The 21,771-nt window shown below is 51.5% G+C and carries 12 protein-coding genes and 6 pseudogenes; 13 read left to right on the top strand and 5 right to left on the bottom strand.

The window, feature by feature from the left end; all coding sequences use genetic code 11:
- The 5 pseudogenes from BFF42_RS21715 to BFF42_RS21695 form a co-directional block, all read left to right on the top strand.
- A pseudogene (locus tag BFF42_RS21715) lies at positions 1–292 on the top strand (IS1-like element IS1X2 family transposase); the annotation flags it as partial.
- 15 nt (positions 293–307) lie between these two features.
- Positions 308–877, top strand: a pseudogene (locus BFF42_RS21710) (ATP-binding cassette domain-containing protein); the annotation flags it as partial.
- Positions 878–1,867, top strand: a pseudogene (locus BFF42_RS21705) (ABC transporter permease). It abuts the pseudogene before it with no gap.
- A 21-nt stretch (positions 1,868–1,888) separates the two neighbouring features.
- Positions 1,889–2,850 (top strand): annotated as a pseudogene (locus tag BFF42_RS21700) (sugar kinase).
- Positions 2,847–3,894, top strand: a pseudogene (locus tag BFF42_RS21695) (aldose 1-epimerase family protein). Before BFF42_RS21700 ends, BFF42_RS21695 begins: the two co-directional pseudogenes overlap by 4 nt.
- 91 nt (positions 3,895–3,985) lie before the next feature.
- Here the strand turns inward: BFF42_RS21695 and accC are convergent.
- From accC to acuI, 3 genes and pseudogenes are all read right to left on the bottom strand, one after another.
- Complete coding sequence (accC, locus tag BFF42_RS21690; protein WP_000884639.1) at positions 3,986–5,335, bottom strand: acetyl-CoA carboxylase biotin carboxylase subunit; 1,350 nt, start codon at positions 5,333–5,335, stop codon at positions 3,986–3,988.
- 10 nt (positions 5,336–5,345) lie between these two features.
- On the bottom strand, positions 5,346–5,816 hold the full coding sequence (accB, locus tag BFF42_RS21685; protein WP_000354622.1) for an acetyl-CoA carboxylase biotin carboxyl carrier protein: 471 nt from the start codon (positions 5,814–5,816) through the stop codon (positions 5,346–5,348).
- Between the two features lie 977 nt (positions 5,817–6,793).
- Positions 6,794–7,767 (bottom strand): annotated as a pseudogene (gene acuI, locus BFF42_RS21680) (acrylyl-CoA reductase (NADPH)).
- Between the two features lie 151 nt (positions 7,768–7,918).
- On the opposite strand from acuI, the gene csrD reads away from it, so the two are divergent.
- The 8 genes from csrD (at position 7,919) to tldD (ending at position 20,376) form a co-directional block, all read left to right on the top strand.
- Positions 7,919–9,859, top strand: a complete 1,941-nt coding sequence (gene csrD / locus BFF42_RS21675; protein ID WP_001241461.1) for an RNase E specificity factor CsrD — start codon at positions 7,919–7,921, stop codon at positions 9,857–9,859.
- Between the two features lie 304 nt (positions 9,860–10,163).
- Positions 10,164–11,207, top strand: coding sequence for a rod shape-determining protein MreB (mreB, locus tag BFF42_RS21670; RefSeq protein WP_000913396.1), 1,044 nt, complete (start codon positions 10,164–10,166; stop codon positions 11,205–11,207).
- Positions 11,208–11,272: 65 nt separating this feature from the next.
- Complete coding sequence (gene mreC / locus BFF42_RS21665) at positions 11,273–12,358, top strand: rod shape-determining protein MreC (RefSeq protein WP_000802512.1); 1,086 nt, start codon at positions 11,273–11,275, stop codon at positions 12,356–12,358.
- Positions 12,358–12,846, top strand: coding sequence for a rod shape-determining protein MreD (mreD, locus tag BFF42_RS21660; protein ID WP_000179409.1), 489 nt, complete (start codon positions 12,358–12,360; stop codon positions 12,844–12,846). The genes mreC and mreD overlap by 1 nt, the downstream gene beginning before the upstream one ends.
- Positions 12,847–12,854: 8 nt before the next feature.
- On the top strand, positions 12,855–13,448 hold the full coding sequence (gene yhdE / locus BFF42_RS21655) for a nucleoside triphosphate pyrophosphatase YhdE (RefSeq protein ID WP_000203098.1): 594 nt from the start codon (positions 12,855–12,857) through the stop codon (positions 13,446–13,448).
- Positions 13,438–14,907 (top strand): ribonuclease G, encoded by a 1,470-nt coding sequence (gene rng / locus BFF42_RS21650; RefSeq protein WP_000123197.1) that lies wholly within the window; start codon positions 13,438–13,440, stop codon positions 14,905–14,907. The genes yhdE and rng overlap by 11 nt, the downstream gene beginning before the upstream one ends.
- Before the next feature lie 67 nt (positions 14,908–14,974).
- Entirely contained in the window at positions 14,975–18,775 is a 3,801-nt protein-coding gene (gene yhdP / locus BFF42_RS21645) for an AsmA2 domain-containing protein YhdP (protein ID WP_001253550.1), read from the top strand.
- Positions 18,776–18,930: 155 nt separating this feature from the next.
- Positions 18,931–20,376: a metalloprotease TldD gene (tldD, locus tag BFF42_RS21640; RefSeq protein ID WP_000174339.1), complete on the top strand. Its 1,446-nt coding sequence runs from the start codon at positions 18,931–18,933 to the stop codon at positions 20,374–20,376.
- Between the two features lie 127 nt (positions 20,377–20,503).
- Here the strand turns inward: tldD and aaeR are convergent, their stop codons facing one another.
- Together aaeR and BFF42_RS21630 are read right to left on the bottom strand one after the other, a co-directional pair.
- Positions 20,504–21,433, bottom strand: coding sequence for an HTH-type transcriptional activator AaeR (gene aaeR, locus BFF42_RS21635; RefSeq protein WP_000440317.1), 930 nt, complete (start codon positions 21,431–21,433; stop codon positions 20,504–20,506).
- A gap of 52 nt (positions 21,434–21,485) precedes the next feature.
- A partial coding sequence (locus BFF42_RS21630; protein WP_000318964.1) for an integrase core domain-containing protein occupies positions 21,486–21,771 on the bottom strand: 286 nt, incomplete at its 5' end.

Below are 21,771 nucleotides of genomic sequence, written 5' to 3'. Positions count from 1 at the left end.
GGCGCACGTCTTCGGTGAACGCACTCTGGCCACACTGGAGCGTCTTCTGAGCCTGCTGTCGGCCTTTGAGGTCGTGGTATGGATGACGGATGGCTGGCCGCTGTATGAATCACGCCTGAAGGGAAAGCTGCACGTTATCAGCAAGCGTTACACTCAGCGCATTGAGCGACATAATCTGAATCTGAGACAACATCTGGCAAGGCTGGGACGGAAGTCACTGTCGTTCTCAAAATCGGTGGAGCTGCATGACAAGGTCATCGGGCATTATCTGAACATAAAACACTATCAGTAAGTTGGAGTCATTACCGGGACTGTGTTGATTGATGGTAAGGAAGTCAGGATCACTAATCCTAAACAGGCTATTGATCATGGCATTGCTTTTGTGACCGAAAACCGCAAGGAAGAAGGGTTAGTGCTGATGCACGACGTCAATATGAACACGCACCATGTGGCGTTTCAATATAACGCTTCGCGGATGGGACTCATCAATCACCGACAAGAAGAGGCGAAGACGCTGCAATCAATTGCCAGAATGAACACTAAAGTGAGTTCTGTACATCAGGCAGTGGGAGCGCTGAGCGGCGGTAATCAACAGAAAATCGTGTTATCGAAGTGGCTGGAGAAAACTCCGCGTATTTTATTGCTCGATGAGCCAACGCGCGGAGTGGATGTCGGCGCAAAATTTGAAATCTATAACGTGATACGTCAACTGGCTGCGGCAGGGACAGCAATTATTCTGGTGTCCTCTGAACTGCCAGAAGTCATGGCACTTAGCGATCGTCTGGTGGTAATGCGTAATAAAACGATTGCCGATATTTATTCATGTGAAAATTTAACGCAGACACAGGTAATGACCGCTGCAACAGGAGTACGTTAAATGACAGAGAAAACTCTTGCCAGTCCGAAACCTTCGGAAATTCCCATTGCAAATAATTTTAAAAAAGTCTTCAGGCAATATGGCGGTATCCTCAGTGGAATGGTGGTGTTAATCATTCTGTTCAGTTTTATTAATGACAGTTTTTTTACCGCCAACAACATTACTAATATTATTCTTCAGGTTTCGATAATTGCAATTACCGCCTATGGAATGACTTATGTACTTTTGCTTGGCGATATTGATTTATCGGTCGGTTCAACCATTGCATTGATTGGCACATTTGCTGCGCTTGGGGCTTCATGGGGAATTCCATTTATGTTATTGGTCCCATTATCCATTATTGCAGCACTGGCTCTGGGGATGATAAATGGTGGCTTGACGGCTATAGCGGGGATCCCGTCGTTTATTGTCACCGTTGCTACTATGGGGATCTTCCGTGGTATCGCTTATATAGTGACCGATGGTATGCCCATCATGATTAAAGATGATGCCTTTCTGGCACTGGGGAATGGAGAATTTCTCTATATACCTATTCCAATCTGGATATTAATCATCTTATTGCTGATTAACCACTTCATTCTTACTAAAACAACCTTTGGACGAAAAATTTATATCACTGGTGGTAATAAAGAAGCGGCAATTTATTCAGGGGTAAATGTCACCCGCTTGAAAATTAAAGTCTTTATGATTACAGCCGTGCTGGCAGGTATCAGCGGGATGATCCTCGCCTCACGCCTCTATTCCGGGTAACCGAATTCCGCGTTGAGCTACGAACTGGATGCTATTGCTGCGGCTGTACTGGGAGGCACCAGCCTGAACGGCGGCTATGGAACCGTGGTGGGGACGGTGATCGGCGCATTAACTATCGGCGTTATTAATAATGGCATGAACTTAATGAATGTTCCCTATTTTTACCAGATGGTGGTTAAAGGATTAGTCATTCTTGTAGCCGTTTATTTTGACGTAAGAAATAAAAGAAAACGCAGCTAATCATTTCAAGGAATTAATCATATGAGTAAGGTCTTCACAATTGGAGAAATTCTGGTTGAAATTATGGCGAGTAAAATCGGCCAGCCATTTGATCAACCAGGTATCTGGAACGGCCCTTATCCCAGTGGTGCGCCCGCTATTTTTATCGACCAGGTGACACGTCTTGGCGTTCCGTGCGGCATCATTAGCTGTGTGGGGAATGATGGCTTTGGTGATATTAATATACATCGTCTGGCTGCTGACGGTGTGGATATCAGGGGGATTTCAGTCTTACCTCTGGAAGCTACCGGGAGTGCCTTTGTTACTTATCATAACTCTGCGATCGCGATTTTATTTTTAATATTAAGAATGCCGCTTGCGGTAAATTATCGGCGCAGCATGTTGATGAAAATATTCTGAAGGACTGTACCCATTTTCATATTATGGGCTCTTCCCTGTTTTCGTTTCATATGGTAGACGCAGTAAAAAAAGCGGTAACTATCGTTAAAGCAAATGGTGGTGTTATTTCTTTCGACCCTAATATTCGTAAAGAGATGCTCGATATTCCAGAAATGCGTGACGCCCTCCACTTTGTTCTTGAGTTAACGGATATCTATATGCCCAGCGAGGGCGAAGTGTTGCTCTTGTCGCCACATTCGACGCCGGAGCGTGCAATCGCAGGTTTTCTTGAAGAAGGTGTTAAAGAGGTGATTGTGAAGCGCGGCAATCAAGGTGCCAGTTACTACTCCGCGAATGAGCAGTTTCATGTTGAGAGCTATCCGGTGGAAGAAGTTGACCCGACCGGTGCGGGAGACTGCTTTGGTGGCGCGTGGATTGCCTGCCGCCAGCTAGGGTTTGACGTCCATCGAGCGCTGCAATATGCCAATGCCTGCGGTGCGCTGGCGGTAACCAGACGTGGCCCAATGGAGGGAACGTCTCGCCTTGCGGAAATCGAAGCGTTCATCCAGCGCCATGACATGTCCATTCGGGAAGCAGCACAATGAAAAACGAAATTTGGTCGTGGATTGGCGATCTCTCGCAGGTTGCCGGAATTAAACACTATGAGTTACGTAGTGGCAGAGCAAAGGGTACAGAAGCGTTTGATGTCCGTACTGGTGCGGGACTGGCATTTACGGTGGTAAAAGATCGCGCGCTGGATATTGCATGGGCCAGCTACAAGGACACGGCGCTTTCTTTTATCACCCCCAACGGCATTGTCGCCCCCGCTTTTTTTGAGTCTCAGGGCAACGGATTTTTACGTAGCTTTTACGCGGGGTTACTGACTACCTGCGGACTTAGCTACATTGGCACGCCTTGTGAGGATGAAGGAGAAACGCTGGGGTTACACGGGCGTTTGGCTGCGACTCCAGCAGAAGAGGTGGGGTATCGCACAGAACGGACCGACGACGGCATTGAATTTGTCATCAATGGCAAAGTACGGGAAACGCGACTGTTCGGCGAAAATCTGACGCTGGAAAGGACCATTCGCTGCCGTTATGGCGAAAATGTGCTGCGCATTGAAGACAAGGTGACTAATCATGGTTTCACCCGCCAGCCGCTGCAAATTCTTTATCACTTTAATTACGGCTGGCCTTTATTATCGCCACAGGCCAGAAATCTTGCTGTCGGCTAAAAGCGTAACGCCACGAACTCCGCATGCGGCGGAAGGGTTAACCAGTCATCTGGAGATTTGTACCCCACAGCCCGGTTTTGACGAGCAGGTTTACTATCTCACGTTGAATAGCGACAGTCAGGGGATGAGTAAAGTTGCTCTGGTGAACGCCGAACTGGGGTGGGGAATTTACGAGAAATTCGACACCATGCAGCTACCCAACTTTATCCAGTGGAAAAATTTAGGCGCGGGTGAGTATGTTATGGGACTGGAGGTCAGTAATAGTTTTCCTGACGGTCGTGATAAAGAACGAGCGCAGGGGCGTCTGCCCTTTATTGAGCCAGGGGAAACAAAGAAATACTGCTTTGAGCTGGGAATTGTTGATGGCGATGCTGAAATGAGCGCGTTGAAAGCGGAAATTGCAGGCTACCGTTAGCTAACGGCAATAAAAACGCCGGGCAGCGTTAACAGGCCCGGCGTTGATTACGTTCTTTGCTAAGCGCGATGAAAACACCGCGCGTCACAAATTATTTTTCCTGAAGACCGAGTTTTTTCTCCAGATAGTGGATGTTAGTGCCACCATGCTGGAAGTTCTCGTCATTCATGATGCGGATCTGCAGATCAACGTTGGTTTTGATACCGTCGATGATCAGCTCCTGCAGCGCATTCTTCATGCGAGCAATCGCCACGTCACGGTTTTCACCGTAGCAAATCAGCTTACCGATCATTGAGTCATAGTACGGCGGTACGGTGTAGCCCGCGTAGATATGAGACTCCCAACGCACTCCAAAACCGCCAGGTGCGTGGAAACGGGTGATTTTGCCTGGGCTTGGCAGGAAGGTGTTCGGATCTTCGGCGTTGATACGACATTCCACCGCATGGCCGCGAACGTGAACTTCTTCTTGCTTGATCGACAGCGGTTGACCGGCAGCGATACGCAGCTGTTCTTTGATCAGGTCAACGCCGGTGATCATTTCTGTAACCGGGTGTTCTACCTGAATACGGGTGTTCATTTCGATGAAATAGAACTCGCCGTTTTCGAACAGGAACTCGAAAGTACCTGCACCGCGATAGCCGATATCAACACACGCTTTAGCGCAACGTTCGCCGATGTAGCGACGTAGTTCCGGGGTAATGCCCGGTGCTGGTGCTTCTTCGACCACTTTCTGGTGGCGGCGCTGCATGGAGCAGTCACGTTCCGCCAGATAGATAGCGTTGCCCTGACCGTCAGCCAGTACCTGAATCTCGACGTGGCGAGGATTTTCCAGGTATTTCTCCATGTAAACCATATCGTTGCTGAAAGCAGCTTTCGCTTCCGCACGGGTCATGGAGATGGATTGTGCCAGTTCAGCGTCGCCGCGCACTACGCGCATACCGCGACCACCGCCGCCGCCGGAGGCTTTGATAATCACCGGATAACCAATGCGTTTAGCAATGGCACGGTTTTTATCCATATCGTCGCCCAGCGGGCCGTCAGAACCCGGTACGCAAGGGACGCCCGCTTTTTTCATCGCCGCGATTGCGGATACTTTGTCGCCCATCAGGCGAATGGTTTCTGCTTTCGGGCCAATGAAGATAAAGCCGGAGCGTTCAACCTGCTCGGCAAAGTTGGCGTTCTCGGAGAGGAAGCCGTAACCCGGATGGATTGCTACTGCGCCGGTGATTTCAGCGGCGCTGATGATTGCCGGGATGTTCAGATAACTTTTTACTGACGGAGCAGGGCCAATACAGACCGTTTCATCTGCCAGTAATACGTGTTTTAGATCGCGATCCGCGCTGGAGTGCACAGCGACAGTCTTGATGCCCAGTTCTTTACAGGCACGAAGAATACGCAATGCAATCTCGCCGCGGTTGGCAATAACAATTTTATCCAGCATGTTCGCCTCGTTACTCGATGACGACCAGCGGCTCGTCAAATTCTACCGGTTGTCCACTTTCGACCAGAATTGCTTTCACGGTACCGGATTTGTCCGCTTCGATCTGGTTCATCATTTTCATGGCTTCAACGATGCACAGGGTATCGCCCACGTTGACTTTCTGACCCACTTCGATGAACGCTTTTGCGTCCGGGCTTGGGGTGCGGTAGAAAGTACCAACCATCGGGGAGCGTACGATGTGACCACTGATTTCCGCTGCTGCTGGCGCTTCCATGGAAGGAACGGTCGCCGGAGCGGCTGCGTTAGATTGAGCTGGCTGCTGCATCATTGGTGCAGCGTAAGCTTGTTGCATCACAGGGAAACTTGCGGCAGGAGCTGCACGGCTAATGCGTACTGACTCTTCGCCTTCAGAAATTTCCAGTTCGGAGATGCCTGATTCTTCAACCAGCTCGATCAGTTTTTTAATCTTACGAATATCCATGAGTGGGTTCCGTACTCTTTGTTTAGTGTGATTGTGACAGGCGTTTCACCGCCGTCTGTAAAGCGTATGCCCCGACAGCTGTATGCATAGCGATAAATTCCAGCAGGCCGGGACGCCGGTCTATTTTGCCCCAGAGTATCAATGTTAGACTTGACGGACATTGTGCAGCGATCTGCTGCTATCCTCCGGCAAAAAACAAAATATACCTTCGTTGCGCCAATGTCACCTTTTCCGCAGCGCAAAAACTGCGTCAGGGAGGACGAGGTCGCACATTATAACGATTTCGTAGCAATTGGCAGCTAAATACTGGTCTTATCAGGGAAGATAATCAACAGCTAACATGTAAATAACCTTCAACACCGTGTAATTTGCAACAAGCCGCACAATTCACGAAATTAGCGCCATCATCGACGGAACTTCTTATAACGTAAGGTGAAAAGCTGTAAAGCCAGCCCTGCGAAGATGAGGGGCTGCAATGAGATAATCTTCACAGACCACAAATAATGTAGGGATGCCAGGATCGCGACAAGATAGACGACATTACGCAGCGGTTGCTGGGGATTACCCAATTTTCACTGCATCGTCTGGATAGATGTGAATGCTAAAGCACGCAAAATCAACCGACTGACAATTCTCAGCATTAAATAGGTTCGAGTGGTTAATTTGCAGTCAAACAAAATCAGATTATTCACCCCATGGTACCAGAAATCAGTAACAGGTTAAGCGTAGTGTCGCCCAGGCAAAGCACCATAAACCTAACAGGCGACGGAGGCGTATCAATAATGGCTGTTTAGAGGAGTATCAATGCGCATCAATTTGTGGTCAGTCGAAATCATGACTTTCCAGTTTGGATGATGTTGTACAACTTCCTGACCAAGGTGTTCGACGAAAGCTGTCCGGCTAACCGCTTTTCCCGTTAACCGATTGAATAATGATGTCAAAATGAGTTCCCTCTCTTATTATTCCTTGCTAAATGGTTAGTTAACCTTCACCAGCGTGCGACCCTGGATCTGGTTATTAATGATGGCCTCGGCAAAGTTCGGTGCCTCTGACAGAGATATCTCTTTTGCCGCCTGGGTATAGAATGATTCCGGTAAATCGGCGACCAGTCGCTGCCAGGCTTGTGCGCGGCGTTCTGGTGGCGTCATTACTGAATCCACCCCTTGCAAACGGACATTACGCAGAATAAATGGCATGACCGTGGTTGGCAGAGTAAAACCACCCGCCAGACCACAGGCCGCCACGCAGCCGCCGTAATTCATTTGCGCCAGCACTTTTGCCAGCACTTTGTCGCCAACAGTGTCAATTGCCCCAGCCCAGACTTGTTTTTCCAGAGGACGGGATTCGGCAAACTCATCACGAGGGAGAATACGGCTGGCACCTAAACTTTTCAGATATTCATGGGTACTTTCGCGACCGGAAACGGCAACGACCTGATAACCCAACTTATGCAGCAGCGCCACGGCGGTACTGCCGACGCCACCACTGGCACCCGTCACGACAATCTCCCCGTCCTGCGGGCGAACACCGGCATCTTCCAGCGCCATCACACACAGCATGGCGGTAAAACCGGCAGTACCGATAATTATTGCTTTACGCGCGTCCAGCCCTTGCGGCATGGCAACCAGCCAGTCACCTTTCACTCGCGCCTGCTCCGCCAGCCCACCCCAGTGGTTTTCACCAACGCCCCAGCCAGTGAGTAACACCTCCTGACCGGCATGAAAACGCGGATCTTCGCTGGTGCGTACAGTTCCGGCAAAATCGATCCCAGGAATCATCGGAAAATTACGGATGATTTTCCCTTACCGGTAATCGCCAGCGCATCTTTATAGTTCAGGCTCGACCAGTGAACATCGACCGTGACATCGCCCTCCGGCAGGCGACTTTCGTCCAGAGTCTGTACTGATGCGAGAGTTTTGCCGTCCTGCTGTTCTAAAAGTAACGCCTGCATAAGTGGTCCTCATGTGCATGATGGATTGGAAAATAATTTCTGAAGATTATACTCGCTAATGGAAAAGCAAAGCCGATGAAGCGCAATAAATTGCGAGATAAATCTGATTTGCTAGTATGCCCGCTTCCTCACTATCGGAGTTAACACAAGGATGAGATTAACGACGAAATTTTCGGCCTTTGTTACGCTGCTCACCGGGTTAACAATTTTTGTGACTTTGCTGGGCTGTTCGCTAAGTTTCTACAACGCAATTCAGTATAAGTTTAGTCATCGCGTTCAGGCGGTGGCGACGGCGATTGATACCCACCTTGTGTCGAATGACTTCAGCACATTAAGGCCACAAATTACCGAATTAATGATGTCGGCAGATATCGTTCGTGTAGGCCTGCTCCATGGTGATAAACAGGTTTATACCCTGGCCAGAAATGGTAGTTATCGTCCGGTTGGCTCCAGCGATCTGTTTCGTGAACTGAGCGTTCCGTTGATAAAGCATCCGGGGATGTCGCTGCGTCTGGTTTATCAGGATCCGATGGGCAACTATTTCCATTCGTTGATGACCACCGCGCCGCTCACGGGGGCGATTAGCTTTATCATTGTTATGCTTTTCTTGGCGGTACGCTGGTTACAACGGCAACTTGCCGGGCAAGAATTGCTGGAAACCCGGGCTACTCGTATCTTAAACGGTGAGCGTGGCTCTAATGTGTTGGGAACCATCTATGAATGGCCGCCCAGAACCAGCAGTGCGCTGGATACGCTGCTTCGTGAAATTCAGAACGCACGCGAACAACACAGCCGTCTTGATACGCTGATCCGCTCTTATGCCGCCCAGGACGTGAAAACCGGCCTCAATAACCGACTCTTTTTCGATAATCAGTTAGCAACGTTACTGGAAGATCAGGAGAAAGTAGGTACCCACGGGATCGTGATGATGATTCGTCTGCCGGATTTCAATATGTTGAGCGATACTTGGGGGCACAGCCAGGTTGAAGAACAGTTCTTCACTCTGACGAATCTGCTGTCGACATTTATGATGCGCTACCCTGGCGCACTGCTGGCGCGTTACCACCGCAGTGATTTTGCTGCGCTGTTACCGCACCGGACGTTAAAAGAGGCAGAGAGCATCGCCGGTCAGTTAATCAAAGCCGTCGATACCTTGCCGAACAATAAAATGCTCGATCGCGACGATATGATCCACATTGGTATCTGCGCCTGGCGTAGTGGTCAGGATACCGAGCAGGTAATGGAACATGCAGAGTCTGCCACGCGTAATGCGGGATTGCAGGGCGGCAATAGCTGGGCTATTTACGATGACTCGTTGCCTGAAAAAGGACGCGGTAATGTTCGCTGGCGTACGCTTATCGAGCAAATGCTCAGTCGCGGCGGCCCGCGCCTTTATCAAAAACCGGCGGTTACTCGCGAAGGTCAGGTTCATCATCGCGAACTCATGTGCCGCATCTTCGATGGTAATGAAGAGGTTAGCTCGGCGGAGTATATGCCGATGGTCTTGCAGTTTGGCTTATCGGAAGAGTATGACCGTCTGCAAATCAGCCGTCTTATTCCACTATTGCGGTACTGGCCAGAGGAAAATCTGGCGATTCAGGTTACCGTTGAGTCGCTGATTCGCCCGCGTTTTCAGCGTTGGCTGCGCGATACGTTAATGCAATGTGAAAAATCACAACGAAAACGCATAATTATTGAACTTGCAGAGGCCGATGTAGGTCAACATATCAGTCGTTTACAACCTGTTATTCGTTTAGTGAATGCTTTAGGGGTACGGGTAGCCGTCAACCAGGCTGGTTTGACGCTGGTAAGCACCAGTTGGATCAAAGAACTTAATGTTGAGTTACTCAAGCTCCATCCGGGGCTGGTCAGAAACATTGAGAAGCGAACGGAGAACCAGCTGCTGGTTCAAAGCCTGGTGGAAGCCTGCTCCGGGACCAGCACCCAGGTTTACGCCACCGGTGTGCGTTCGCGAAGCGAGTGGCAGACCCTGATTCAGCGCGGTGTTACAGGCGGGCAAGGGGATTTTTTCGCGTCCTCACAGCCACTTGATACTAACGTGAAAAAATATTCACAAAGATACTCGGTTTAACCTGCCGTTTAATCCGTTTTCACGTAGAATAACGCGCGCTGCGTCTCATGGGAGTGTGCTTGTCTGCTCGCCAGATTGTTGCAGCACATATGCAGATGAATGACCTTACGCGGTTGCAAACAGGCGAGGAATGCTGCTGATGCATTAAGCCTTTCTGGACTCAGGCAGAGATTTGTAACAAAGGAAACGAACTGCACTAATTTTCACCGTAGCAGATGATTTTTGCGCCTTGTCGCTGCTGCGTGTGGTTGGTAAAGTAAGCGGATTTTCTTTTCCGCCCCAGCTTTCAGGATTATCCCTTAGTATGTTGAAAAAATTTCGTGGCATGTTTTCCAATGACTTGTCCATTGACCTGGGTACTGCGAATACCCTCATTTATGTAAAAGGACAAGGCATCGTATTGAATGAGCCTTCCGTGGTGGCCATTCGTCAGGATCGTGCCGGTTCACCGAAAAGCGTAGCTGCAGTAGGTCATGACGCGAAGCAGATGCTGGGCCGTACGCCGGGCAATATTGCTGCCATTCGCCCAATGAAAGACGGCGTTATCGCCGACTTCTTCGTGACTGAAAAAATGCTCCAGCACTTCATCAAACAAGTGCACAGCAACAGCTTTATGCGTCCAAGCCCGCGCGTTCTGGTTTGTGTACCGGTTGGCGCGACCCAGGTTGAACGCCGCGCAATTCGTGAATCCGCGCAGGGCGCTGGTGCCCGTGAAGTCTTCCTGATTGAAGAACCGATGGCTGCCGCAATTGGTGCTGGCCTGCCGGTTTCTGAAGCGACCGGTTCTATGGTGGTTGATATCGGTGGTGGTACCACTGAAGTTGCTGTTATCTCCTTGAACGGCGTGGTTTACTCCTCTTCCGTGCGCATTGGTGGTGATCGTTTCGACGAAGCTATCATCAACTATGTGCGTCGTAATTACGGTTCTCTGATCGGTGAAGCCACTGCAGAACGTATCAAGCACGAAATCGGTTCGGCTTACCCGGGCGATGAAGTCCGTGAAATCGAAGTTCGTGGCCGTAACCTGGCAGAAGGTGTTCCACGCGGTTTTACCCTGAACTCCAACGAAATCCTCGAAGCACTGCAGGAACCGCTGACCGGTATTGTGAGCGCGGTAATGGTTGCACTGGAACAGTGCCCGCCGGAACTGGCTTCCGACATCTCCGAGCGCGGCATGGTGCTCACCGGTGGTGGCGCACTGCTGCGTAACCTTGACCGTTTGTTAATGGAAGAAACCGGCATTCCAGTCGTTGTTGCTGAAGACCCGCTGACCTGTGTGGCGCGCGGTGGCGGCAAAGCGCTGGAAATGATCGACATGCACGGCGGCGACCTGTTCAGCGAAGAGTAATCGGATGCAGGCAGGGGAAATGTCTGTTTACCCTGCCTGGTCTGATACGAGAATACGCATAACTTATGAAGCCAATTTTTAGCCGTGGCCCGTCGCTACAGATTCGCCTTATTCTGGCGGTGCTGGTGGCGCTCGGCATTATTATTGCCGACAGCCGCCTGGGGACGTTCAGTCAAATCCGTACTTATATGGATACCGCCGTCAGTCCTTTCTACTTTGTTTCCAATGCTCCTCGTGAATTGCTGGATGGCGTATCGCAGACGCTGGCCTCGCGTGACCAACTAGAACTTGAAAACCGGGCGTTACGTCAGGAACTGTTGCTGAAAAACAGTGAACTGCTGATGCTTGGACAATACAAACAGGAGAACGCGCGTCTGCGCGAGCTGCTGGGTTCCCCGCTGCGTCAGGATGAGCAGAAAATGGTGACTCAGGTTATCTCCACGGTTAACGATCCTTATAGCGATCAAGTTGTTATCGATAAAGGTAGCGTTAATGGCGTTTATGAAGGCCAGCCGGTCATCAGCGACAAAGGTGTTGTTGGTCAGGTGGTGGCCGTCGCTAAACTGACCAGTCGCGTGCTGCTGATTTGTGATGCGACCCACGCGCTGCCAATCCAGGTGCTGCGCAACGATATCCGCGTAATTGCAGCCGGTAACGGTTGTACGGATGATTTGCAGCTTGAGCATCTGCCAGCGAATACGGATATTCGTGTTGGTGATGTGCTGGTGACCTCCGGTCTGGGCGGTCGTTTCCCGGAAGGCTATCCGGTCGCGGTTGTCTCTTCCGTAAAACTCGATACCCAGCGCGCTTATACTGTGATTCAGGCGCGTCCGACTGCAGGACTGCAACGTTTGCGTTATCTGCTGCTGCTGTGGGGCGCGGATCGTAACGGCGCTAACCCGATGACGCCGGAAGAGGTGCATCGTGTTGCTAATGAACGTCTGATGCAGATGATGCCGCAGGTATTGCCTTCGCCAGACGCGATGGGGCCAAAGTTACCTGAACCGGCAACGGGGATCGCTCAGCCGACTCCGCAGCAACCGACGACAGGAAATGCAGCTACTGCGCCTGCTGCTAATCGCTCTCCACAAAGGGCTACGCCGCCGCAAAGTGGTGCTCAACCGCCTGCGCGTGCGCCGGGAGGGCAATAGTGGCGAGCTATCGTAGCCAGGGACGTTGGGTAATCTGGCTCTCTTTCCTCATTGCGCTGTTGCTGCAAATCATGCCCTGGCCGGATAACCTGATTGTTTTCCGGCCAAACTGGGTGTTACTTATCTTGTTGTATTGGATCCTGGCCTTGCCCCATCGCGTAAATGTGGGCACAGGTTTTGTGATGGGTGCCATACTGGATCTGATCAGCGGCTCGACGCTTGGCGTACGCGTATTGGCGATGAGCATCATTGCTTACCTGGTGGCGCTGAAATACCAGCTTTTCCGCAACCTCGCATTATGGCAGCAGGCGCTAGTCGTCATGTTGCTTTCGCTGGTGGTGGATATTATTGTTTTCTGGGCAGAGTTTTTAGTGATTAACGTCTCTTTCAGACCGGAAGTGTTCTGGAGTAGTGTAGTCAATGGGGTGCTCTGGCCGTGGATTTTCTTGCTGATGCGTAAAGTCCGTCAGCAGTTTGCAGTGCAATAAAGGTTTCTATGACTTCTCTGTATTTAGCTTCCGGTTCTCCGCGTCGTCAGGAGTTACTTGCGCAACTTGGCGTGACCTTTGAACGTATTGTTACGGGCATTGAGGAGCAGCGTCAGCCGCAGGAGAGCGCGCAGCAGTATGTTGTGCGTCTGGCACGCGAGAAAGCACAGGCGGGTGTCGCGCAAACGGCGCAGGATCTCCCGGTGCTGGGTGCGGATACTATCGTTATCCTGAATGGAGAAGTGCTGGAGAAACCGCGCGACGCAGAGCATGCGGCGCAGATGTTGCGCAAATTATCGGGTCAGACCCATCAGGTGATGACGGCAGTGGTGTTGGCCGACAGCCAGCACATTCTCGATTGCCTGGTGGTCACCGATGTGACTTTCAGAACGTTAACAGACGAAGACATCGCGGGCTATGTCGCCAGCGGTGAACCGTTAGATAAAGCAGGTGCATACGGTATTCAGGGGCTGGGTGGCTGTTTTGTCAGGAAGATAAATGGCAGCTATCACGCCGTAGTCGGCTTACCGCTGGTTGAAACGTATGAATTATTAAGTAATTTTAACGCACTGCGTGAGAAAAGGGATAAACATGACGGCTGAATTGTTAGTAAACGTAACGCCTTCGGAAACGCGAGTGGCGTATATTGATGGCGGTATTCTGCAGGAAATTCATATTGAACGTGAGGCGCGACGCGGAATAGTAGGCAATATCTACAAGGGTCGTGTAAGTCGTGTACTTCCGGGTATGCAGGCGGCTTTTGTAGATATTGGGCTGGATAAAGCCGCGTTTCTTCATGCATCCGATATCATGCCGCACACCGAATGTGTGGCGGGTGAAGAACAAAAGCAATTCACGGTGCGCGACATCTCGGAACTGGTTCGTCAGGGGCAAGATCTGATGGTGCAGGTGGTGAAAGATCCGCTTGGCACTAAAGGTGCGCGCCTGACCACCGATATCACGCTGCCTTCTCGCTATCTGGTGTTTATGCCAGGGGCTTCTCACGTTGGGGTTTCCCAACGTATTGAAAGCGAATCAGAACGTGAACGCCTGAAAAAAGTGGTCGCAGAGTATTGCGACGAGCAGGGCGGGTTTATCATCCGTACCGCAGCGGAAGGGGTTGGCGAGGCTGAACTGGCCTCCGATGCCGCTTATCTGAAACGCGTCTGGACCAAAGTTATGGAGCGTAAAAAACGCCCGCAGACCCGTTATCAGCTGTACGGCGAACTGGCGCTGGCGCAGCGTGTTCTGCGTGATTTCGCCGACGCCGAACTGGACCGCATTCGCGTTGACTCACGCCTGACTTACGAAGCATTGCTGGAGTTTACCTCGGAGTACATTCCCGAGATGACCAGCAAGCTGGAGCATTACACCGGACGCCAGCCGATTTTCGATCTCTTTGATGTCGAAAACGAAATCCAGCGAGCGCTGGAACGCAAAGTAGAACTGAAATCCGGTGGTTATCTGATTATCGACCAGACCGAAGCGATGACCACCGTGGACATCAATACCGGAGCGTTTGTCGGTCATCGCAATCTGGACGACACCATTTTCAATACCAATATTGAAGCGACGCAGGCTATCGCTCGCCAGTTACGGTTGCGTAATCTGGGTGGGATTATCATTATTGATTTCATCGATATGAATAATGAAGATCACCGCCGCCGCGTGCTGCACTCGCTGGAGCAGGCGTTGAGCAAAGACCGGGTGAAAACCAGCGTTAATGGTTTTTCGGCGCTGGGGCTGGTGGAGATGACGCGTAAACGCACCCGCGAAAGCATTGAGCACGTACTGTGTAACGAATGCCCAACCTGCCACGGTCGCGGAACGGTGAAAACCGTGGAAACGGTATGCTATGAAATCATGCGCGAGATTGTTCGTGTCCACCATGCTTACGACTCCGACCGTTTCCTGGTCTATGCTTCTCCGGCAGTAGCTGAAGCCTTGAAAGGCGAAGAGTCACACTCGCTGGCGGAAGTGGAAATTTTCGTTGGCAAACAGGTTAAAGTACAAATTGAACCGCTCTATAACCAGGAGCAGTTTGACGTCGTAATGATGTAAACAGATGCTGGGCCGCCATCCGGCAAAGGGTTTTTGAGTCACATTTTTAGCAGACAAGGAGTGACGGGTGAGGCGATTGCCGGGGATTTTACTGCTTACTGGAGCCGCGCTCGTTGTGATCGCAGCCCTGCTGGTTAGCGGCCTGCGTATTGCTTTACCGCATCTTGACGCCTGGCGTCCGGAAATCCTCAACAAAATAGAATCCGCGACTGGCATGCCGGTAGAAGCCAGTCAGCTCTCAGCCAGCTGGCAGAATTTTGGCCCGACGCTTGAAGCACACGACATCCGTGCAGAACTAAAAGATGGCGGCGAATTTTCGGTTAAACGCGTTACTCTGGCGCTGGATGTCTGGCAGAGCTTGTTACATATGCGCTGGCAGTTTCGCGACCTCACTTTCTGGCAGCTGCGCTTTCGCACCAACACTCCTATCACCAGCGGTGGTGGTAATGATAGCCTGGAAGCCAGTCACATCAGCGATCTGTTTCTTCGTCAATTTGACCATTTCGATCTCCGCGACAGTGAAGTCAGTTTTCTGACGCCATCCGGTCAGCGCGCCGAGCTGGCGATCCCACAACTCACCTGGCTGAACGATCCACGTCGACACCGTGCGGAAGGCCTGGTAAGCCTCTCCAGCCTTACCGGACAGCACGGCGTGATGCAGGTGCGCATGGATTTGCGCGATGATGAGGGGTTGTTAAGCAATGGTCGCGTCTGGCTACAGGCGGATGACATCGACCTGAAGCCGTGGCTCGGTAAATGGATGCAGGACAATATTGCTCTGGAAACGGCACAGTTCTCCCTTGAAGGCTGGATGACGATCGACAAAGGCGATGTAACCGGCGGTGACGTCTGGCTGAAACAGGGCGGTGCCAGCTGGTTGGGCGAGAAGCAAACGCATACGCTGTCGGTGGATAATCTGACCGCGCATATTACGCGTGAAAATCCGGGCTGGCAGTTCTCTATTCCCGATACACGGATCACGATGGACGGCAAACCCTGGCCGAGCGGAGCATTGACGCTGGCCTGGATACCGGAACAGGACGTTGGCGGCAAAGACAATAAACGCAGTGACGAACTCCGGATTCGCGCCAGTAATCTGGAGCTGGCAGGCCTGGAGGGCATACGCCCGCTGGCCGCGAAACTTTCACCTGCACTGGGTGATGTTTGGCGCTCCACACAACCGAGCGGCAAGATTAACACTCTGGCGCTGGATATCCCGCTTCAGGCGGCAGACAAGACCCGTTTTCAGGCATCGTGGAGCGATCTGGCCTGGAAGCAATGGAAATTATTACCGGGTGCGGAACACTTCTCCGGGACGCTTTCCGGCAGCGTTGAAAATGGTTTGCTTACCGCGTCGATGAAGCAGGCAAAGATGCCTTACGAAACGGTATTCCGTGCGCCACTGGAAATCGCCGACGGCCAGGCAACTATAAGCTGGCTGAACAATGACAAAGGTTTCCAGCTGGATGGGCGTAATATTGACGTTAAAGCCAAAGCCGTCCATGCGCGCGGCGGTTTTCGTTACCTGCAACCTGCTAACGATGAACCCTGGCTGGGTATTCTGGCTGGCATCAGTACCGATGATGGTTCACAAGCCTGGCGCTATTTCCCGGAAAACTTGATGGGTAAAGACCTAGTTGATTACTTAAGTGGCGCGATTCAGGGCGGTGAAGCGGATAACGCGACGCTGGTTTATGGTGGCAATCCGCAACTCTTCCCCTATAAACACAACGAAGGTCAGTTTGAAGTGCTGGTGCCGCTGCGTAACGCGAAGTTTGCCTTCCAGCCGGACTGGCCTGCATTAACTAACCTTGATATTGAACTGGACTTTATTAACGACGGTTTATGGATGAAAACCGATGACGTTAATCTGGGCGGCGTGCGCGCGAGTAATCTCACCGCAGTGATCCCTGACTACTCGAAAGAAAAACTGCTGATTGACGCTGACATTAAAGGTCCGGGTAAAGCCGTTGGCCCTTACTTTGATGAGACACCGCTGAAAGATTCTCTGGGTGCGACCCTGCAAGAACTCCAGCTCGACGGCGATGTGAATGCTCGCTTACATCTTGATATCCCGCTGAACGGCGAACTGGTAACCGCGAAAGGTGAAGTGACGCTGCGTAATAACAGTCTGTTTATCAAACCACTCGACAGCACCCTGAAAAATTTGAGCGGTAAATTCAGCTTTATCAATGGCGATCTGCAAAGTGAACCACTGACAGCAAGCTGGTTTAATCAGCCGTTGAACGTGGATTTTTCCACCAAAGAAGGGGCAAAAGCCTACCAGGTTGCGGTAAACCTCAACGGTAACTGGCTACCGGCGAAAACCGGCGTTCTGCCTGCAGCGGTGAACGAAGCATTGAGTGGCAGCGTGGCGTGGGATGGTAAAGTGGGCATTGATCTGCCTTATCATGCTGGCGCGACCTATAACGTAGAGCTGAACGGCGATCTGAATAATGTGAGCAGTCACTTACCTTCACCGTTAGCCAAACCTGCGGGTGAACCACTGCCGGTAAACGTTAAGGTTGATGGCAATCTCAGCAGCTTTGAATTAACCGGACAGGCTGGTGCGGATAACCATTTCAATAGCCGCTGGTTGCTTGGTCAAAAGCTGACGCTCGATCGTGCTATTTGGGCGGCAGACAGTAAAACGCTCCCGCCGTTGCCGGAACAAAGTGGCGTTGAACTCAATATGCCGCCGATGAATGGTGCCGAGTGGCTGGCCCTGTTCCAGAAAGGCGCTGCGGAGAGTGTCGGTGGTGCAGCGAGTTTCCCACAACACATAACGTTACGTACGCCTATGTTGTCACTGGGAAATCAGCAATGGAATAACCTGAGTATTGTTTCGCAACCGACGGCAAATGGCACCCTGGTTGAGGCGCAGGGGCGTGAAATCAATGCCACGCTGGCGATGCGTAATAACGCGCCGTGGCTGGCGAATATCAAATATCTTTATTACAACCCGAGCGTGGCGAAAACTCGTGGTGATTCAACACCGTCATCACCTTTCCCGACAACGGAGCGCATTAACTTCCGTGGCTGGTCGGACGCACAAATACGATGCACAGAGTGCTGGTTCTGGGGGCAAAAATTCGGTCGTATTGACAGTGATCTCACCATTTCTGGCGATACGTTAACGCTGACCAATGGACTGATTGATACTGGTTTCTCGCGGCTTACTGCCGATGGTGAATGGGTTAATAATCCGGGGAATGAACGTACCTCGCTGAAAGGAAAACTGCGCGGGCAGAAAATTGATGCCGCCGCAGAATTTTTTGGTGTCACGACGCCCATACGCCAGTCGTCATTTAATGTGGATTACGATTTACACTGGCGCAAAGCACCCTGGCAACCAGATGAGGCGACGTTGAATGGCATCATTCATACTCAACTGGGTAAAGGCGAAATTACCGAAATCAATACCGGACATGCCGGGCAATTGCTGCGCTTATTGAGCGTTGATGCCCTGATGCGTAAGCTGCGTTTTGATTTCAGAGACACTTTTGGCGAAGGGTTCTATTTTGACTCCATTCGCAGCACCGCGTGGATTAAAGACGGCGTTATGCACACCGACGACACGCTGGTGGATGGCCTGGAGGCGGATATCGCCATGAAAGGGTCGGTAAATCTGGTACGTCGCGACCTGAATATGGAAGCGGTTGTCGCACCAGAGATTTCTGCGACGGTGGGCGTGGCTGCGGCTTTTGCGGTTAACCCCATTGTTGGCGCGGCAGTATTTGCAGCCAGTAAAGTGCTGGGGCCGCTGTGGAGCAAAGTCTCCATTTTGCGCTATCACATTTCGGGTCCGCTGGACGATCCGCAAATCAACGAAGTGTTGCGCCAACCGCGTAAAGAAAAAGCGCAATGATTTGACGAGGGCGCGTAATTGCCCCAATCTCATATGATAATCGTTGCCAAAGGCCAACGAGCCAGAACATAACCGTAGGTCGGATAGGGCGTTCACGCCGCATCCGGCAGCCGTAAAAAATCCTCTACTGCAGTAACTAACGAGTAGCAAAAACGATGACTCTTAACCTGGTAAGTGAACAATTGCTAGCGGCGAACGGCCTGAAACATCAGGACTTGTTCGCGATCCTCGGTCAACTGGCCGAACGTCGCCTTGATTATGGCGATCTCTATTTTCAGTCGAGCTATCACGAATCCTGGGTTTTAGAAGACCGCATTATTAAAGATGGTTCTTACAACATCGATCAGGGCGTTGGCGTGCGTGCAATCAGCGGTGAAAAAACCGGATTTGCTTACGCTGACCAAATCAGCCTGCTGGCGCTGGAACAGAGTGCGCAAGCGGCGCGCACCATCGTCCGTGATAGTGGTGATGGCAAAGTACAGACGCTGGGCGCGGTAGGGCATAGCCCGTTGTATACCTCGGTAGATCCGCTGCAAAGCATGAGCCGTGAAGAGAAGCTGGATATCCTGCGTCGCGTCGATAAGGTTGCTCGCGAAGCGGACAAGCGCGTACAGGAAGTGACTGCCAGCCTCAGTGGTGTCTATGAATTAATTCTGGTTGCGGCCACCGACGGCACGCTAGCGGCGGATGTCCGTCCGCTGGTGCGTCTTTCCGTGAGCGTTCTGGTCGAAGAAGATGGCAAACGCGAACGCGGTGCCGGTGGCGGTGGCGGTCGTTTTGGTTATGAGTTCTTCCTTGCCGATCTTGACGGCGAAGTCCGTGCGGATGCATGGGCAAAAGAAGCAGTGCGTATGGCGCTGGTCAATCTTTCTGCCGTTGCTGCACCAGCGGGCACCATGCCGGTAGTACTTGGCGCAGGTTGGCCGGGCGTGCTGTTGCATGAAGCGGTAGGTCACGGTCTGGAAGGCGACTTCAACCGCCGCGGCACTTCAGTATTTAGTGGGCAGGTCGGGGAGCTGGTGGCTTCAGAACTGTGTACCGTGGTTGATGACGGCACGATGGTCGATCGCCGTGGTTCGGTGGCGATTGATGACGAAGGTACGCCAGGCCAGTACAACGTGCTGATTGAGAACGGCATTCTGAAAGGCTACATGCAGGATAAACTCAACGCGCGTTTGATGGGGATGACGCCGACTGGCAACGGTCGCCGTGAATCCTACGCCCATCTGCCCATGCCGCGTATGACCAACACCTATATGCTGCCGGGTAAATCGACCCCGCAGGAAATTATTGAATCCGTTGAGTACGGTATCTATGCACCGAACTTTGGTGGCGGTCAGGTGGATATCACCTCCGGCAAATTCGTTTTCTCCACTTCAGAAGCATATCTGATTGAAAACGGTAAAGTAACGAAGCCGGTGAGAGGCGCAACGTTGATTGGTTCCGGTATCGAAACCATGCAGCAGATTTCGATGGTTGGCAACGACCTGAAACTGGATAACGGCGTAGGTGTCTGCGGTAAAGAAGGGCAAAGTTTGCCGGTTGGCGTGGGCCAGCCAACGCTGAAAGTTGATAACCTGACTGTTGGCGGTACTGCGTAATAATTTCATTATTTTCAGAAGGATAATTAATCTTTCTACATGCACGAACGGTCCCCTCGCTCCTCTGGGGTTAGGGTGAGGGGAACCCGTTGGCACAGGTTTGTAGAACGTAACAGTACAATATGAATTACTTCTCTTTCCCGCGCCCGTGCATCTCCTGAAACAATTTACCGACCTCAACAAAATAATCCGTCAGCGAGTTGATCACGACCTGTACCTTCAGCGGCAGCTTATCTTTTTCGGTATATAACGCATAAACCGGGCGTGGATCTGACTGATAACGCGGCAGCAGGATCTCCAGCTCCCCACGATTGATCTCGTTGATCACCCACATCAGCGGCACGTAGGCGATCCCGGCACCCGCCGTTAGCCAGCGCACCAGCGTCATCGGATCATTAGTCACAAATCTCCCTTGCGGGATCAGGCGAGTCGAGATCCCTTCCGGTGCAATCAGTTCAAATTCATTGTCGGGCCGCACGCTGTATTCAAGCCATGAATGGCTACTTAAATCGGCGGGTTTTTCCGGTATGCCGTATTGTGTGAGATAGCTTTTCGCGGCGCACACCACCATTGGCATCGCGCCAAGACGGCGGGAAAACAGGCTGGAATCCTGCAACGCGCCGACGCGGATCACCACATCCAGACCGTCGGCAATCAGGTCGGGGGCTGGAATTCCGGTAACCAGATTGACGCTCAAACCTGGGTATTCTTTCAGCATTTTGGCTGTCAGCCCGGCGAGAACATTTTGTGCCATAGTTGAAGAACAGCCAATGCGTAGCGTCCCGATGGGGGTGTTATTGAAGGCATACAGTTGCTCATGAACATCCTGCACTTCATGAAGCATACGACGGCAGCCCTGGTAGTAAATTCTACCGGCTTCGGTCAGGCCAATGCTGCGTGTGCTACGGTTTAACAGCTTTACCTGCAACTCATCTTCCAGTTTTGACACCGTCTGACTGATGGACGAAACGCTCATCTGTAGCTGTCTGGCGGCGGCGGTAAAAGAGCCAAATTCAACTACTTTGGCAAACACCGACATGCGTTTTAGTCGTTCCATTATTCACTCTGACTTAAAAGTGATTTAGATCACATAATATATGGATTTGCCCCTATATTTCCAGACATCTGTTATCACTTAACCCATTACAAGCCCGCTGCCGCAGATATTCCCGTGGCGAGCGATAACCCAGCGCACTATGCGGATGCCATTCGTTATAATGCTCGAACGCCTCTGCAAGGTTCTTTGCTGCCGTTAACCCGTCTGGTTTGGGCATGATACTGATGTAGTCACGCTTTATCGTTTTCACGAAGCTCTCTGCTATTCCGTTACTCTCCGGACTCCGCACCGCCGTGTTCTTCGGTTCAAGTCCCAACATCCGGGCGAACTGGCGTGTT

It is taken from the genome of Shigella sp. FC1661 (assembly GCF_001712525.1).
Lineage (GTDB): Bacteria > Pseudomonadota > Gammaproteobacteria > Enterobacterales > Enterobacteriaceae > Escherichia > Escherichia coli.
Note: the sequence above shows the minus strand (reverse complement) of the source record. Positions and strands in the feature narration are given on the sequence as shown.